Raw genomic sequence first — 16,480 nt, 5'->3', positions numbered from 1 at the left:
CTTCGGTCTTGCGTTTCCGACTCTATCAGACCGTTTCGCGATCCGATTTCCTCGGTGCTTTCCAGGTTTCCGCTCTCGCGTTTCCCTTTCCGGCGACTCCAACTTTATCAGAGATTCTGAGTCGGAATTCCCGCCCCGCTCGGGGACTGGTTCCAGCGCACAAGGCGTCCGGGTTCCCGTTCAGGCGGAGCCGTAAACGTACTGGAGCGGGGCGCCCCGATGCAAATCGAGGTGCCCCGCTCCAGGTCCACATGGACGAAGGGTCGTCCGGGTGTCAGACCTCCACCACGACCGGGAGGATCATCGGCCTGCGGCGATAGGTGTCCGAGACCCACTTGCCCAGGGTCCTGCGGATGAGCTGCTGAAGCTGGTGCGGCTCCACCACTCCGTCCTGGGCCGAGCGTTCCAGCACCTCGGTGATCTTCGGCATCACCCCGCCGAACGCAGCGTCCTCGATGCCCGAACCGCGAGCCTGGATGTGCGGGCCGCCGGTGATCTTGCCGGTCGACGAGTCGACGACCACGAAGACGGAGATGATGCCCTCGTCCCCGAGGATCTTGCGGTCCTTCAGGGCCGGCTCGCCCACGTCTCCGACCGAGAGGCCGTCCACGTAGACATAGCCCGCCTGGACCTTGCCGGAGATCTTCGCCTTGCCCTCGACGAGGTCGACGGCGACGCCGTCCTCGGCGATCACGATCCGGTCGTGCGGGACACCGGTCAGGGCGCCCAGCTCGGCGTTGGCCCGCAGGTGGCGCCACTCGCCGTGCACCGGCATCAGGTTCTTCGGGCGGCAGATGTTGTAGAAGTACAGGAGCTCGCCCGCGGACGCGTGACCCGAGACGTGCACCTTGGCGTTGCCCTTGTGGACGACGTTCGCACCCCAGCGGGTCAGGCCGTTGATCACGCGGTAGACCGCGTTCTCGTTGCCGGGGATCAGCGACGAGGCCAGGATGACCGTGTCGCCGTCGACGATCCGGATCTGGTGGTCGCGGTTGGCCATCCGGGACAGGGCCGCCATCGGCTCGCCCTGGGAGCCCGTGCAAACCAGGACCACCTCGTGGTCCGGGAGGTCGTCGAGCGTCTTCACGTCCACGACCAGGCCCGGCGGGACCTTCAGATAGCCCAGGTCACGGGCGATGCCCATGTTGCGCACCATCGAGCGGCCGACGAAGGCCACCCGGCGGCCGTACTCGTGCGCCGCGTCCAGGATCTGCTGGATGCGGTGCACATGGCTGGCGAAGCTCGCCACGATGATCCGCTTGCGCGCGCTCGCGAAGACCTGGCGCAGCACGTTGGAGATGTCCCGCTCGGGCGGGACGAAGCCCGGTACCTCGGCGTTCGTCGAGTCGGCGAGCAGAAGGTCGATGCCCTCCTCGCTCAGCCGGGCGAACGCGTGCAGGTCCGTCAGCCGGTTGTCCAGCGGGAGCTGGTCCATCTTGAAGTCGCCCGTGTGGACCACCATGCCGGCGGGGGTCCGGATGGCGACCGCGAGGGCGTCCGGGATGGAGTGGTTGACCGCGATGAACTCGCAGTCGAAGGGGCCGATGCGCTCGCGGTTCCCCTCCGCCACCTCCAGGGTGTACGGGCGGATGCGGTGCTCCTGGAGCTTCGCCTCGATGAGGGCGAGGGTCAGCTTGGATCCGATCAGCGGGATGTCCGGCTTCTCCCTGAGGAGGTAGGGGACACCGCCGATGTGGTCCTCGTGGCCGTGCGTGAGGACGATGCCCTCGATGTCGTCGAGGCGGTCGCGGATCGACGAGAAGTCCGGCAGGATCAGGTCGATTCCGGGCTGCTCCTCCTCGGGGAAGAGCACTCCGCAGTCGACGATCAGCAGGCGGCCGCCGTACTCGAAGACCGTCATGTTGCGGCCGATCTCACCGAGACCGCCGAGCGGGGTGACGCGCAGACCGCCTTCGGGCAGCGGCGGGGGCGCACCGAGTTCAGGATGCGGATGACTCAAAAGACTCTCCTCACCACACACGCCACGTACCGGTAGGGCACGTGGCGCGCATGACGTTCGTGCAGAAGCAGTTGTCAGTGTGGGGCGCAGGCGCCGGTGGCCCGCTTATTCAGTTGTGAAGTCTCGTGGTGCCAAGTCTGTTGTCAGAGCTGTACCCCGCCCGCGGCAAGATCGATCTTGAGCTGGGCAATCTCCTCCGCCGTGAGCTCCACCATGGGCAGGCGCAGGGGTCCGGCGGGCAGGCCCTGGAGGGCGAGCGCGGCCTTGGTGGTCATGACGCCCTGGGTGCGGAACATGCCCGTGAAGACCGGGAGCAGTCGCTGGTGGATCTCCGTGGCCTTCTGGACGTCGCCGGCGAGGTAGGCCTCGACGAGGGCGCGCAGCTCCGGCGTCACCACATGGCCGACGACCGACACGAAGCCGACCGCTCCCACGGAGAGCAGGGGCAGGTTCAGCATGTCGTCGCCGGAGTACCAGGCCAGGCCCGACTGGGCGATGGCCCAGCTGGCGCGGCCGAGGTCGCCCTTGGCGTCCTTGTTGGCCACGATCCGCGGGTGCTCGGCGAGCCGGACCAGCGTCTCGGTGTTGATCGGGACGCCGCTGCGGCCGGGGATGTCGTAGAGCATGACCGGCAGCCCGGCGGCGTCGGCGACGGCCGTGAAGTGCCGGTACAGGCCCTCCTGCGGGGGCTTGTTGTAGTACGGCGTGACGACGAGGAGGCCGTGCGCGCCGGCCCGCTCGGCGGCGCGGGCGAGTTCGATGCTGTGGTGCGTGTCGTTGGTGCCGACGCCGGCCACGACATGGGCTCGGTCGCCGACCGCATCGAGCACGGCTCGTACGAGATCCGATTTCTCCGCGTCGCTCGTGGTGGGCGACTCGCCGGTGGTGCCGTTGACGATCAGGCCGTCGTTGCCTGCGTCCACCAGATGGGTGGCGAGCCGCTGTGCGCCGTCGAGGTCGAGTGCGCCGTCCGCCGTGAAGGGCGTGACCATGGCGGTGAGGACCCGCCCGAAGGGGGTCTGCGGAGTGGAGGTCGGAGCCATGGGTAACACGCTACTCGCTGCTCACCGCGTGGTCTGCCCACGAGGTACGAGGAAAGTCCGGACAAATGCGGAACCCGGCACTGCCTGCTCGGGGGTTCAAGCAGTGCCGGGTCCGTTTGATCAGGCTAGATGAACTTCTCTAAATGCCGCAATACGGACACTTCACACGGCTGACCCGTACATCTGTACTCGGCATGGGAACGCGGTCTCGCTAGGGCGCGACACGGCCGTTGGCGTTGAAGGCGGCGTACGTGAGCGGCATGAGCTCGGCCCACGCCGCCTCCATCTTCTCGCCGACCATCTCGATCTCCCGCTGCGGGAAGGACGGCACCTTGGCCAGCTCGTGCTGGGTGCGCAGGCCGAGGAAGTGCATCAGTGAGCGGGCGTTGCAGGTGGCGTACATCGAGGAGAACAGGCCGACGGGAAGGACCGCACGGGCCACCTCACGGGCGACACCGGCGGCGAGCATCTCCTGGTACTGCTCGTACGCCTGGATGTAGGACTGCTGCATCGACCGCTCGACGAGCTCCTGCTGCGCCTCGGTGCCCGCCACGAACTCGTACTTGCCCGGACGGCCCTGCTGGACGAGCTTGCGGTCCTCCCCGGGAACGTAGAAGACGGGCTGGAGCTCGCGGTAGCGCCCGGACTCCTCGTTGTAGGAGTTGTGGACGACGATGCCGTTCGCGAGGAAGTTGTGCCAGGGGCCTTCGACGGAGAGGTCGTAGGTCATCTCCTCGCCGTCCTGCTCGATGGCGACGACCGGGTCCGGGACCGCCTTGGCGATCTTGCCCTCGCGTCGGGCCAGCGCCTGCTCGCCGCCGCTCTTGGCGGTGTGACAGGGCTCGCAGGCCGGGGCGAGGTTCGTCTCGTCCAGCGCCCTGGTGAGGTCGCCCGCGACCGGGACGACATGGTCGAGGGCGAGTTCGGCGCGCGGGAATTCCCCGCCGCAGAGGTGGCAGGTGTCGGTCTCCTCGATCAGCCGCTCCCGCTGCATGGAGGTCCACACCCCGATGCCGCGGCGCAGGCTCGGCGGAACGAGTCGCTCGGAAGACCTGGGGGCCGTTCCGCCGACCATGACGGAGTCGCCGACCACGAGCTCACCGGCCTTGACCCAGCCCTCCGGGGTGAACACGGCGTGGTCGACCGTGCAGCGCAGCGTCTTGCCCGACTGGGTAGTGATCTTGATGAGCTGCTTGACGCCCGACTCGATCACGTCGACGATCCTGGCGCGCTGGGCGAGCAGGGTCTCCTCGTCGTAGCACCGGACGTGGTTGCGCCGGACCGACTCCAGCTTGCGCAGGCGGGTGCTGGGATTCTGCTCGCGGAACTCGGCCACCGCGGACTCCGCGGCCTCCCGGTTCTCGTACAGGCCCAGGTAGTGGTTGGTCTCGCCACGGCGCACCTGGGCCATCCACTTGCCGGCCCGGCTGTGCCAGGTGACGCCGCCGGCCGAATGCGGAAGGTGGTCCTCCACCCCCAGATGCCAGAGCTTGTACAGCTCGGCGATGGAACGTCGACGGAGGTTCCCGGCCTCGCTCTCCAGGGTGATCTCGGTGTCCCCGGAGACGCACCAGCCCACCCGGTGGCGCATGAACTCGCGGAAGACGAAGATCGGGGCGCTGATGAAGAAGGTCATCGAGTTGTGCTCGAAGGGGCTGCCGTGCCGGTCCCGCATCAGATAGTTGATCAGGCCCTTGGAGCGCTCCGGGTCCTTGGTGAGCTCTTCCAGGGACTGCTCGCCGGCGGTGGAGACACGGGCGGCCCACAGGACGTCCGAGTCGGCCGCGCTGTGCTTGACCAGCTCGACGGTGACATCGCTGCGGAAGCTGGGCTTGAGGTCGTCGGCGGGGGTGTCGGTCACGGCTCGGCGGATCCTTCCATCACTTCACTCGGGCGGCGCCCACTTTACGGCCCGGCACTGACATCGGGCGTACGGTGCCGGGCCGCGACATCTTCGGTGAACTTCTGCCAATTCGGCGAAACCGGGCACCTTGGGGGACACTCGCTCGTCTGTATTGAAAACAGTCGTGCGTTCGATCCGTATCGTCCGCAGATCGTCCCCAGAGGAGAAGCAGCAGCCATGTCCAGTCGGCGTGAGCCCGTCCCGTTCGACTTCCTTGCCGAAGCCGACAGGTTCCGCAGCAACGTCGCTCCGCCGCCCGGTGAGCGGGCGTCCGCCGGTCAGATAGCCGGGCGCTGGCTGCTGGGCCTCACGGTCGTCGCCGGGCTCGTGGGCGCCCTGCTGATCGGCATGCCCGCCCTGACGCTGGACCACTCCACGACGGGCACCCAGCAGTCGCAGGCGTCCGACGGGCGCTGAGCCTCCCCCGGCCGCCGGAAGGGGCCGCCGGCACCCCCTTGGACCCCCGCGGGTGGTGAGCGAACAGACAGGCGGATAGCCTCACCGGGCACAGCCCATGCATGGAATGAGTGAGGACCAGCCGTGCCCCTGCCCTTCCTGACGGCCGACCGCACCTTCGAGGCGACCGACGACAGCACGCTGCCGTACGACGACCGCGACCGTTGGCGGCGGCCCTACCGGCCCGGTCCGTGGCGTGTGGGGGCGGCCGCGCTGTGCCTGCTGCTCGCCTCGTACGTGCTGTTCGCGGCGGTCATCATCGCCCTGACCGACTCGCCGTCCGCCGCCGCTGCCGTGTTCGGCCTGGCGCTGCTCATCATCGCCTCGTCGCTGCGGATGCTGCGCGTCGGCGTGTGGGTGAGCGCCGCCGGGCTGCGGCACGTGAGCTTCCTCGTCACGCGCACGGTGCCCTGGAAGCGGGTCGTCGCCGTGCGCACGGTGCAGCAGCCGGTGCGCTGGCTAGGGCTGCCCCGGACCGTGCAGGGACAGGCCCTGATCCTCGTCCGCAAGGATCGTGCGGCCCAGGACCTGCCGCCGCTGCTCACCACGCACAGCGCGGACTTCCTGGCCCGTCCCGAGGGATTCGACCGGGCCGCGGACACCATCGAGGTGTGGGCCGACGAGTACGCGCACCGCGACTGAGCCCGCCGTCGCGGCGGTGGTCGCGACCAATCGCGGTGGTCCCCACGGACCACCGCGATTTTTCGTTCGCCGTGTTCCCGGTGCCGGCGGCTACCCGTGCAGCGCGATCGCCCGCTGCATCGCCTTGCGGGCCCTCGGGGTGTCGCGGGCGTCGTGGTAGGCGACGGCGAGCCGGAACCAGCTGCGCCAGTCGTCGGGGGCGGCCTCCGTCTCGGCCTTGCGCCGGGCGAAGACCTCGTCGGCCGAGTCCCGGTCGATCCGGCCGTCCGGGGTGCGCCGGAGTTCGTCGACGGGCAGGCCGCCCTCGGCGTCGAGTTCGGCGGCGAGCCGGTTGGCCCTGCGGACGAACTGGGTGTTCTTCCACAGGAACCACAGGCCGATGACGGGCAGGATCAGGACCGCCACGCCGAAGGTGACGGTCAGGAGCGTGCCCGACTGGATGAGCATGACGCCGCGACTGCCGACCAGGACGAAGTAGAAGACCAGGACGGCGGCCGTGACGGCGTAGGTGAGCTTCGCGCGCATGATGTCGTCGGCGTCCGTGCTCAGCCGAGGTCCAGGAAGTGTTCCAGGCCGAAGGTGAGGCCCGGAGTGGTCACGACGCGGCGCACGCCCAGCAGGATGCCCGGCATGAAGCTGCTGTGGTGCAGTGAGTCGTGGCGGACGGTGAGGGTCTCGCCCTCACCGCCGAGCAGGACCTCCTGGTGGGCCAGCAGACCGCGCAGCCGGACCGAGTGCACCGGCACCCCGTCGACGTTCGCGCCGCGGGCCCCGTCCAGCGCCGTGGCGGTGGCGTCCGGGGCCGGGGCGGAGCCGGCCCTGGCCCGCGCCTCGGCGATGAGCTGCGCGGTGCGGGCGGCGGTGCCGGACGGCGCGTCCACCTTGTTCGGGTGGTGCAGTTCGATCACCTCGACCGACTCGAAGTACGGCGCGGCGATCTGCGCGAACTTCATGGTCAGGACGGCGCCGATGGAGAAGTTCGGCGCGATGAGCACGCCGGTCGCGGGTGACTCGGCCAGCCAGCCGTTCAGCCGTGCGAGGCGGTCCTCGTTCCAGCCGGTCGTGCCGACCACGGCGTGGATGCCGTGGCGGACGCAGAAGTCGAGGTTGTCCATCACCGAGTCGGGGGTGGTCAGCTCGACCACGGCCTGGGCGCCGGTCTCCGTCAGCGTCTCCAGCCGGTCGCCCCGGCCGAGGGCGGCGACCAGCTCCAGGTCCTCGGCGGCCTCGATCGCCCGTACCGCCTCGGAGCCGATGCGGCCCTTGGCACCGAGGACCGCCACGCGCAGCTTGCTCATCTGTCTTGCTTCCTTACCGAAGGGGATGGGGCCGGCCGAGGGGCTCAGGCGACGGCGTCGTTCAGCCGGGCGGCCTGCTTGTCCTTCAGCGGGCCGATGACCGACAGCGACGGGCGCTGTCCCAGGATCTCGCGGGCGACCGAACGGACCTCGTCCGGGGTCACGGCCGCTATCCGGGCCAGCATGTCGTCGACGGACATCTGCTCGCCCCAGCACAGTTCGCTCTTGCCGATACGGTTCATCAGCGCGCCCGTGTCCTCCAGGCCGAGGACCGTGGAGCCCTGGAGCTGGCCGACCGCGCGGCCGATCTCCTCGTCGGACAGGCCGTGCTCGGCGACGTGGTCGAGTTCGTCGCGGCAGATCTTCAGCACGTCGTGCACCTGGCTCGGGCGGCAGCCCGCGTACACGCCGAACAGGCCGCAGTCGGCGAAGCCCGAGGTGTACGAGTACACGCTGTAGGCCAGGCCGCGCTTCTCGCGGACCTCCTGGAAGAGCCGGGAGGACATGCCGCCGCCGAGGGCGGTGTTCAGCACGCCGAGGGCCCAGCGGCGGTCGTCGGTGCGGGCCAGGCCCGGCATGCCGAGGACGACGTGCGCCTGCTCCGTCTTGCGGCCGAGCAGTTCGACGCGGCCCGCGGTGCGGATGGTGCGCCGGCCGTCGCGGGGGGCGATGGGCGTGGCGTCCTGGCTGCGGAAGGCGCCCGCCTTCTCGAACGCGGCACGCACCTGTCGTACGACCTTGTTGTGGTCGATATTGCCCGCGGCCGCGACCACCAGGTGGGTGGGGTCGTAGTGCTTCTTGTAGAAGCGGCGGATGCGGTCGGCGGTCAGGGCGTTGACCGTGTCGACCGTGCCGAGGACCGGGCGGCCGAGGGGGTTGTCGCCGAACATCGTGTGCGCGAACAGGTCGTGCACGCAGTCGCCCGGGTCGTCCTCGGTCATCGCGATCTCCTCGAGGATCGCGCCGCGCTCGACGTTGACGTCGTCCTCGAGGATGAGGGAACCGGTCAGCATGTCGCAGACGATGTCGATGGCCAGAGGCAGATCGGTGTCGAGCACGCGCGCGTAGTAGCACGTGTACTCCTTGGCCGTGAACGCGTTCATCTCGCCGCCGACCGCGTCGATGGCGGAGGAGATGTCCAGCGCGCTGCGGCGCGACGTGCCCTTGAAGAGCAGGTGCTCCAGGTAGTGCGTGGCGCCGTTCAGGGCCGGGGTCTCGTCGCGGGAGCCGACGTGCGCCCAGATGCCGAAGGTCGCCGAGCGGACCGAGGGCAGGGTCTCGGTGACGATGCGCAGGCCGCCGGGGAGGGTGGTCTTGCGGACCGTGCCGATGCCGCCGGTGCCCTTGATGAGGGTTTGGGTACGGGCAACGGCCCGCGCCTCCGAAGAGGTGCGGGCCGTCGCCGTGGGGCTGCTCGACGTCACTTGTCGTCCGCAGCGGAGCTGCTGTCGGCCGCAGCGTCCTTCGTCTCGTCGTCGCCTTCGCCCTCGATCACGGGGATGAGGGAGAGCTTGCCGCGGGAGTCGATCTCGGCGATCTCGACCTGGACCTTCTGGCCCACGCCGACGACGTCCTCGACGTTCTCCACGCGCTTGCCGCCGGCGAGCTTGCGGATCTGCGAGATGTGCAGCAGACCGTCCTTGCCCGGGAGCAGCGAGACGAACGCGCCGAAGGTGGTGGTCTTGACGACCGTACCCAGGTAGCGCTCGCCGACCTCCGGCATGGTCGGGTTGGCGATGCCGTTGATCGTGGCGCGGGCGGCCTCGGCGGCCGGGCCGTCGGCGGCACCGATGTAGATGGTGCCGTCGTCCTCGATCGTGATCTCGGCGCCGGTGTCCTCCTGGATCTGGTTGATCATCTTGCCCTTGGGGCCGATGACCTCGCCGATCTTGTCCACGGGGATCTTGACGGTGATGATCCGCGGGGCGTTCGGGGACATCTCGTCCGGCGTGTCGATCGCTTCCATCATCACGTCGAGGATGTGGAGGCGGGCGTCACGGGCCTGCTTGAGGGCCGCGGCCAGGACGGAGGCCGGGATGCCGTCCAGCTTGGTGTCGAGCTGGAGGGCGGTCACGAACTCCTTGGTGCCGGCGACCTTGAAGTCCATGTCGCCGAAGGCGTCCTCCGCACCGAGGATGTCGGTGAGGGCGACGTAGTGCGTCTCGCCGTTGATCTCCTGGGAGATCAGGCCCATGGCGATACCGGCGACCGGGGCCTTCAGCGGCACACCGGCGTTCAGCAGCGACATGGTGGAGGCGCAGACCGAACCCATGGACGTCGAGCCGTTGGAGCCGAGGGCCTCGGACACCTGACGGATCGCGTACGGGAACTCCTCGCGCGTCGGCAGCACCGGCACGATGGCGCGCTCGGCGAGAGCGCCGTGGCCGATCTCGCGGCGCTTGGGGGAGCCGACGCGGCCGGTCTCGCCGACGGAGTACGGCGGGAAGTTGTAGTTGTGCATGTAGCGCTTGCGGGTCACCGGGGAAAGGGTGTCCAGCTGCTGCTCCATCCGGAGCATGTTGAGGGTGGTGACGCCCAGGATCTGGGTCTCGCCACGCTCGAACAGCGCCGAGCCGTGCACGCGCGGGATGGCCTCGACCTCGGCGGCGAGCGTACGGATGTCCGTGACGCCGCGGCCGTCGATGCGCTTCTTCTCCTTGATGACGCGCTCACGGACCAGGGACTTGGTCAGCGAGCGGTACGCGGCGGAGATCTCCTTCTCGCGGCCCTCGAACTCCGGCAGGAGCTTCTCGGCGGCGAGCGTCTTGACGCGGTCCAGCTCGGCCTCGCGGTCCTGCTTGCCCGCGATGGTCAGCGCGGCGGCCAGCTCGGGGCGGACGGCGGCGGTGAGCGCCTCGAGGACGTCGTCCTGGTAGTCCAGGAAGATCGGGAACTCGGCGGTCGGCTTGGCGGCCTTGGCGGCGAGGTCCGACTGCGCCTTGCACAGGACCTTGATGAAGGGCTTCGCGGCGTCGAGGCCGGCGGCCACGACCTCCTCGGTCGGCGCCTCGGCGCCACCCTTGACCAGCTGGATCGTCTTCTCGGTGGCCTCGGCCTCGACCATCATGATCGCGACGTCGCCGTCCTCCAGGACGCGACCGGCGACGACCATGTCGAAGACGGCGTCCTCGAGCTCGGTGTGCGTCGGGAACGCGACCCACTGGCCGTTGATCAGCGCGACGCGGACGCCGCCGACCGGGCCGGAGAAGGGCAGACCGGCCAGCTGCGTGGACGCGGACGCGGCGTTGATCGCCACGACGTCGTACAGGTGGTCGGGGTTGAGCGCCATGATCGTGGCGACGACCTGGATCTCGTTGCGCAGGCCCTTCTTGAAGGACGGGCGCAGCGGACGGTCGATGAGGCGGCAGGTGAGGATGGCGTCCTCGGAGGGACGGCCCTCACGGCGGAAGAAGCTGCCGGGGATCTTGCCGGCGGCGTACATCCGCTCCTCGACGTCCACCGTCAGGGGGAAGAAGTCGAGCTGGTCCTTGGGGTTCTTGGAGGCGGTGGTGGCCGACAGCACCATGGTGTCGTCGTCCAGGTACGCCACTGCGGAGCCGGCGGCCTGCTTGGCCAGGCGGCCCGTCTCGAAGCGGATGGTGCGGGTGCCGAAGGCGCCATTGTCGATGACGGCCTCGGCGTAGTGGGTCTCGTTCTCCACTAGCGTTTTCTCCTCGTCTTCGTCCCGCCTCGCCCGTGTGGCGGGGGGACGGTGGCGGAGAAGCACTCCGTGCGGTGCTGGCCGGTCTTCGATCGAAGCACCCGGGGCTCGCTTCCCCCCGGGCGCCACTACCGAGGACCGGCGGCGGCGAGGTGCGCTTCTCCTCGTTCGGTGTGTGTGATCACGCGATACCCGGTACGGGTAGGGCCTATCACACGGTGTCGTACGTATTGCGTTGTGCTACCACACTACAAAGCGCCGGCGACACTCCGCACGTTTCCGTATGTACGGCAAAGGGGAGCGGCCCCGAGCACTTCGGGAACCGCTCCCCTCATGGCGTCTTACTTGGCGCCCGCAGCACCACGGCGGATGCCGAGGCGGTCGACCAGCGCACGGAAGCGCTGGATGTCCTTCTTGGCCAGGTACTGCAGCAGGCGGCGGCGCTGACCGACCAGGATCAGCAGACCACGACGGGAGTGGTGGTCGTGCTTGTGGGCCTTGAGGTGCTCGGTCAGGTCCGAGATCCGGCGGGACAGCATGGCGACCTGGACCTCGGGGGAGCCGGTGTCGCCCTCCTTGGTACCGAACTCGCTGATGATCTGCTTCTTCGTAGCGGCGTCGAGCGACACGCTTACTCCTCGTAGTCTCTGAGTAGCCACCGAGTGCCCCTGGTCCACTTCTCAGGGGAGCTTCCGTTACTCGGGAGGCGGGGATCCGCTGGGCGCGGCCTTCAGAGCGATGCTCCGCGGGCGCGTACACAAACGGCCGTCGTCCACAGTACCAGCAGTACAGGGCCCACTCGGCCGGGGTCCCCGAACCACCCGGTCGGCGACCCGTCGGCCACTAGGGTGAACGCCGGGATCATCCGCACGTCGGGAAGGGGTCGCTTGACCATGGCGGAGGAACTGAGCGCGGACGTCAAGGCGCGCAAGGAGCGGGAGCGGGACGAGCTCTACGCGCTCGACATCTCGGACGTCGAGTGGCTCGGCGCACCGGGCACCGGGGAGCACGAGGAGCGGGTCGAGATCGCGTACCTCCCGGCCGGCGCGGTGGCCATGCGGTCGTCCCTCGACCCCGGCACGGTGCTGCGCTACACGGAGGCGGAGTGGCGGGCCTTCGTGCTCGGCGCGCGGGACGGCGAGTTCGACCTGGAGCCGGCGCCGCACGACGGCGGCCTCGGCAGCGGTCCCGACAACGGTCACGGCAGCGGTCACGACGGCGGTCCCGACGTGGAGTGAGCGGATCGCCGGTTCGGCGGCCGACTCGGCGGTACGAAGAAGAGGAATACGAGGGCGAGGAAGGGGCGGCACGCACGCGTGCCGCCCCTTCTTCATGCCGTGTTGGCCAATGCGCTTACGGCGTACGCCGATTGACGGCCCCGAATCGGTCAACTCCCTCCACGTTCTGTCCCACTTGTTCATGAATGTCATGTGGTTTGTTCACCAATATGCGTGCCGTGTACGGCACTTCCGGGCAGGCTGTGACGCAGTGGACAGGCGCTCAGGGGCGGACGGACCTGCCGGGGTGGGGCCTGCGGTGATTAGGCTGGGACCGGGCGCGATGCCAGAACCCGTGGACCGGGCATCGGCGTCCCAGGGGGAGCCGGTTGATCGGACGACCTCGAACGACTTCGGACGACGAGAAATGGTCGCCCCGGCACGGCATGAGGGTGCTCGACCACACCAGGAGGAACTGTGAGCAGCGATCGGGACGGGATCCGCGGGGGCTGGGCCACACCCGGCGATGACCAGCCCGACGTCGAGTCCGACATCGAGATGACGGGCGAGTTCACCCTCGACTACGCGCCACCCGCCTGGTACACGCAGAACGCGGCGGGAAGTTCGGGCTCGACGCCCGCCACGGGTCCGGATGACGGCGCCGGTGGTACGGCGGCCGGTACCGGCGCGGCCGCGCCGGGGGCGCAGGGCGGCCCCGCCCCGCAGACCGGGCCTATGACCCCGGGAGCGCCTGGAGTTGCGGGGGCGCCGTTCCCGTCGGGGCCCTCGGGGGCGCCGCTGCCGGGGCTCACGCCGCCCGCCCATGCCACACAGCCGTCCGGGGCTCCCTTCGCGCCGCCGCAGGCGCCCGCTCCCGGGGCGCCGTTCGCCGCGCCCCGGCCGCCCGCGCCGCCCACCGGCGGTCCGGTCGCCGTGCCGCGCCTTCCGGTCGGCAGCGGGTTCGAGCCCTCGGTTCCGCCTGTGCCCTCGGCGCCCGCGTCTCCCCCGGCGCCCCCTGCTCCCCCGGTGGCCGGCGCGTCGCCGACGGCCGTGCCGAACATTCCCGTGGGCGGGTTCAACAGCCCGTGGGGCACCGGTCTGGCCGCCCCGGCGTCGCCCACCCCTGAACCTCCCGCGGCTCCGCCCGCGCCTGCGGTGCCTGCGGTGCCTGCCGTACCCGCCGCGCTCGGCGCTCCTGCAGCGCCTGCCGCCTCCGTTGCCGAGGGCGGTGACCCCGGCAGCGGCGACCTGGAGAGCGGCGCCACCATGCGGTTCTCCGCCGTCGCTCTGCAGCGGGAGATCGCGGAGCGGGCCGCCGAGGCTGCCGCCGAGCAGCAAGGGGACCGGGAAGCGCAGGAAACGCGGGAAGCAGGGGCCGAGAGCCCCGGTGCCGACGGATCCGTGCCGCCCGCGGACCCGGAGCCGGCCTCCGAGACCGAGGTCCGGGCCGCGGCCGAGCCGGAGGCCGCCGAGGCGGCCGGTGCGGTGGCCGACGCCCCGGAGTCGGCGGACGCCGAGGAGTCGGCCGACGCCGAGGACGTGTCCGTCGAGGAGGACGGCGAGGAGGACCGCGAGGGCGAGTCCCTGGCGCCTTCGGACGCCGCCGAGCCTGAGGAGGCGGCTGCCGAGGTCACCGCGGAGGACGTTGACGCGGTGTCTCCGGACGCCGAAGCGGTCGCTGCGGAAAGCGACACCGACACCACCGAACCCACGGACGCGGACGCAGTGGACGCGGACGTAGTGGGCGCAGATGTCGTGGACGCGGATGCCGTGGGCGCAGATGCCGTGGACGCGGATGCCGTGGACGCGGATGCCGTCAACACGGACGTCGAGCCCGTGGACGCCACCACTCCCACAGACGTCACGCCCGTGGACGCCGCTCCCTCGGACGTCACACCCGTCAGCGCCGTTCCCACGGACGTCGAGCCCATGGACGCCGTGCCTTCCGAGGCCGTGGCGGACGAGCCGCAGGACGCCGTTCCGGGTCCGGCCGGCGCGCCGCAGGACGCTCCCCCCGCCTGGACACCCCCGCCTGCGCCGCAGGGCGGGCTGCCCCCGCTGCCGCCGACGTACCAGCCCGCTGCCCCGGCCGCCGCGGCCCAGTGGCCCACGCAGCCCCCGGCCCAGCCCGAGCCTCAGCCGGCCGCGCCGACGGCCCAGCCGCCGTTCCAGCCGCAGGCGCCCGAGCCCGCACCCGCCGCCTGGGGCACGCCTGCCCCGCAGAGCGGTTACGGCTTCCCGCAGCAGGGCGAGGCCCCCGCCCCGGCCGCCCCCAACCCGCCTGCCGGATACGGCTTCCCGCACCCCGGTGCCGCTCCCGTCCCGGCCCCGGCTCCCGCCCCCGGCCAGCACCTCCCGCCGGTACCGGGCCCCCGGCCGGAGCCCGCACCGCAGGCATCGGTGGACGCGACGCCGCACCCCGCCCCGGGCTACGGCTTCCCCCACCAAGGCGCCCCCGCGCCCGCGGCACCCGGTCCCCAGGACGGCTACGGCTTCCCCCACCAGGGCGGCGCCCCCACCCCGCCGCAGGCGCCCGGCGGGTATCCCCTCCCGCAGCCCGGCGGTTACGGATTCCCCCAGCCGCCCGCCCCACAGGGGCAGCCGCAGCAGGCGCAGGGCCCGCAGGCGGCTCCGCACGGCTTCACTCCGCAGACGACGCAGCCCCCGCAGCAGCCGCAGGCACCGCAGCCGCCGCAGGGTGTTCAGCCGCCTCAGATGCCCCAGTCGCCTCAGCCTCCTCAGGCGCCCCAGGCGCCGCAGCACCCGCAGGCGTACCCCCAGCACCCGCAGCAGGCCCAGCAACAGCCGCAGCCGCAGCAGCCTCCCGTGGACCCCCGGGCCGGTTCCGCCTGGCCGCAGCCCATGCAGCACGACCAGCGGCAGCCGACCAACCCCGGTGCCGCGCCGCTCGGTTACACCGCGGCCGTGGAACTGTCGTCGGACCGGCTGCTCAACAACAAGCGGCAGAAGGCCAAGAGCGGACGGCCGGCCGCAACCGGCGGGCGGTTCAAGCTCGGTGGCAAGCGGGAGGAGGCCGAACGGCAGCGGAAGCTCGACCTCATCCGGACGCCCGTGCTGTCCTGCTACCGGATCGCCGTCATCAGCCTCAAGGGCGGTGTCGGCAAGACCACCACGACCACCGCGCTGGGTGCCACGCTCGCCACCGAGCGACAGGACAAGATCCTCGCGATCGACGCGAACCCGGACGCCGGCACCCTCGGCCGACGCGTGCGGCGGGAGACCGGGGCGACCATCCGCGACCTCGTCCAGGCGATCCCGTACCTCAACTCGTACATGGACATCCGGCGGTTCACCTCCCAGGCCCCCTCCGGGCTGGAGATCATCGCCAACGACGTCGACCCGGCGGTGTCGACGACGTTCAACGACGAGGACTACCGGCGCGCGATAGACGTGCTCGGGAAGCAGTACCCGATCATCCTCACCGACTCCGGCACCGGTCTGCTGTACAGCGCCATGCGCGGTGTGCTCGACCTCGCCGACCAGCTCATCATCATCTCGACGCCGTCCGTGGACGGCGCGAGCAGCGCCAGTACGACGCTGGACTGGCTGTCGGCGCACGGGTACGCCGACCTGGTCTCGCGCTCCCTCACCGTCATCTCCGGGGTGCGGGACACCGGCAAGATGATCAAGGTGGACGACATCGTCAGCCACTTCGAGACGCGCTGCCGCGGTGTCGTCGTCGTCCCGTTCGACGAGCACCTCGCCGCCGGTGCCGAGGTCGACCTCGACATGATGCGTCCCAAGGTGCGCGAGTCGTACTTCCACCTCGCGGCGATGGTCGCCGAGGACTTCGTACGGCATCAGCAGATGCACGGGCTGTGGACCTCGGACGGCAACCCGCCGCCCGTGGCCGCACCGCCGATGCCGGGGCAGCCGTACCCGGGTCAGCCCTACGGCCAGCAGCCGGGCCAGCCGTACGCAGGTCAGCCCTACCCTCAGCCCGGACAGCCGTACGCACAGCCCGGCCAGCCCGCACAGCCCGCACAGCCCGGCCAGCCTTATGCGCAGCCGGGGCAGCAGCCCGCGCAGCCGGGGCAGCCGCCCGCGCAGCCGGGACAGTCCTATGCACAGCCGGGCCGGCCGCCCGCACAGCCCGCGCAACCGGGGCAGCCGGGGCAGCAGCCCTATCCGCCCGCCGGTCAGCCGTATCCGCCGCAGGGCCACCCCCAGCAGCCCGGGCAGCCGTATCCGCAGCAGCCCGGTTACCCGCAGCAGCCCCAGCCGCCGCAGCAGTAGCCCCGGCCCCCGGCCGGGTGAACGCGAAGGGCGGCCGGTGTCC

General features: G+C 70.7%; 11 protein-coding genes and 3 pseudogenes. 4 read left to right on the top strand and 10 right to left on the bottom strand.

Features of this window, described 5'->3' with window-relative positions:
• Positions 1-274: 274 nt before the first annotated feature.
• The 5 genes and pseudogenes from ABT085_RS30735 to ABT085_RS30715 form a co-directional block, all read right to left on the bottom strand.
• Positions 275-1,960: a ribonuclease J gene (locus ABT085_RS30735; RefSeq protein WP_351615085.1), complete on the bottom strand. Its 1,686-nt coding sequence runs from the start codon at positions 1,958-1,960 to the stop codon at positions 275-277.
• A 143-nt stretch (positions 1,961-2,103) separates the two neighbouring features.
• On the bottom strand, positions 2,104-3,003 hold the full coding sequence (dapA, locus tag ABT085_RS30730; protein WP_351615083.1) for a 4-hydroxy-tetrahydrodipicolinate synthase: 900 nt from the start codon (positions 3,001-3,003) through the stop codon (positions 2,104-2,106).
• A 211-nt stretch (positions 3,004-3,214) separates the two neighbouring features.
• A pseudogene (gene thyX, locus ABT085_RS30725) lies at positions 3,215-3,664 on the bottom strand (FAD-dependent thymidylate synthase); the annotation flags it as partial.
• Between the two features lie 3 nt (positions 3,665-3,667).
• A pseudogene (locus ABT085_RS30720) lies at positions 3,668-4,414 on the bottom strand (HNH endonuclease); the annotation flags it as partial.
• Between the two features lie 159 nt (positions 4,415-4,573).
• Positions 4,574-4,864, bottom strand: a pseudogene (locus ABT085_RS30715) (FAD-dependent thymidylate synthase); the annotation flags it as partial.
• Between the two features lie 219 nt (positions 4,865-5,083).
• On the opposite strand from ABT085_RS30715, the gene ABT085_RS30710 reads away from it, so the two are divergent.
• Positions 5,084-5,323, top strand: a complete 240-nt coding sequence (locus ABT085_RS30710; protein ID WP_351615080.1) for a hypothetical protein — start codon at positions 5,084-5,086, stop codon at positions 5,321-5,323.
• Between the two features lie 123 nt (positions 5,324-5,446).
• On the top strand, positions 5,447-6,004 hold the full coding sequence (locus ABT085_RS30705; RefSeq protein WP_351615077.1) for an SCO5741 family PH domain-containing membrane protein: 558 nt from the start codon (positions 5,447-5,449) through the stop codon (positions 6,002-6,004).
• A gap of 90 nt (positions 6,005-6,094) precedes the next feature.
• Here the strand turns inward: ABT085_RS30705 and ABT085_RS30700 are convergent, their stop codons facing one another.
• The 5 genes from ABT085_RS30700 to rpsO all read right to left on the bottom strand — a co-directional run bounded on the left by ABT085_RS30700 (position 6,095) and on the right by rpsO (position 11,592).
• The gene (locus tag ABT085_RS30700) at positions 6,095-6,529 is read right to left on the bottom strand and encodes a tetratricopeptide repeat protein (RefSeq protein WP_351615075.1); all 435 of its coding nucleotides are present in this window, start codon (positions 6,527-6,529) and stop codon (positions 6,095-6,097) included.
• A 20-nt stretch (positions 6,530-6,549) separates the two neighbouring features.
• Positions 6,550-7,302, bottom strand: coding sequence for a 4-hydroxy-tetrahydrodipicolinate reductase (gene dapB, locus ABT085_RS30695; RefSeq protein ID WP_351615072.1), 753 nt, complete (start codon positions 7,300-7,302; stop codon positions 6,550-6,552).
• A 44-nt stretch (positions 7,303-7,346) separates the two neighbouring features.
• Positions 7,347-8,726, bottom strand: coding sequence for a M16 family metallopeptidase (locus tag ABT085_RS30690; RefSeq protein WP_351615069.1), 1,380 nt, complete (start codon positions 8,724-8,726; stop codon positions 7,347-7,349).
• Positions 8,723-10,963, bottom strand: a complete 2,241-nt coding sequence (locus ABT085_RS30685; RefSeq protein ID WP_351615066.1) for a polyribonucleotide nucleotidyltransferase — start codon at positions 10,961-10,963, stop codon at positions 8,723-8,725. The genes ABT085_RS30690 and ABT085_RS30685 overlap by 4 nt, the downstream gene beginning before the upstream one ends.
• Positions 10,964-11,304: 341 nt before the next feature.
• Positions 11,305-11,592, bottom strand: coding sequence for a 30S ribosomal protein S15 (gene rpsO / locus ABT085_RS30680; protein WP_143640166.1), 288 nt, complete (start codon positions 11,590-11,592; stop codon positions 11,305-11,307).
• A gap of 264 nt (positions 11,593-11,856) precedes the next feature.
• On the opposite strand from rpsO, the gene ABT085_RS30675 reads away from it, so the two are divergent.
• Together ABT085_RS30675 and ABT085_RS30670 are read left to right on the top strand one after the other, a co-directional pair.
• Positions 11,857-12,201: a DUF397 domain-containing protein gene (locus ABT085_RS30675; RefSeq protein WP_351615063.1), complete on the top strand. Its 345-nt coding sequence runs from the start codon at positions 11,857-11,859 to the stop codon at positions 12,199-12,201.
• Positions 12,202-12,657: 456 nt separating this feature from the next.
• Entirely contained in the window at positions 12,658-16,437 is a 3,780-nt protein-coding gene (locus tag ABT085_RS30670; RefSeq protein WP_351615061.1) for an SCO5717 family growth-regulating ATPase, read from the top strand.
• Positions 16,438-16,480 lie beyond the last annotated feature (43 nt).

The sequence above is a fragment of the Streptomyces sp. NPDC002265 genome (genome assembly GCF_040296125.1).
Taxonomy (GTDB): Bacteria; Actinomycetota; Actinomycetes; order Streptomycetales; family Streptomycetaceae; genus Streptomyces.
Note: the sequence above shows the minus strand (reverse complement) of the source record. Positions and strands in the feature narration are given on the sequence as shown.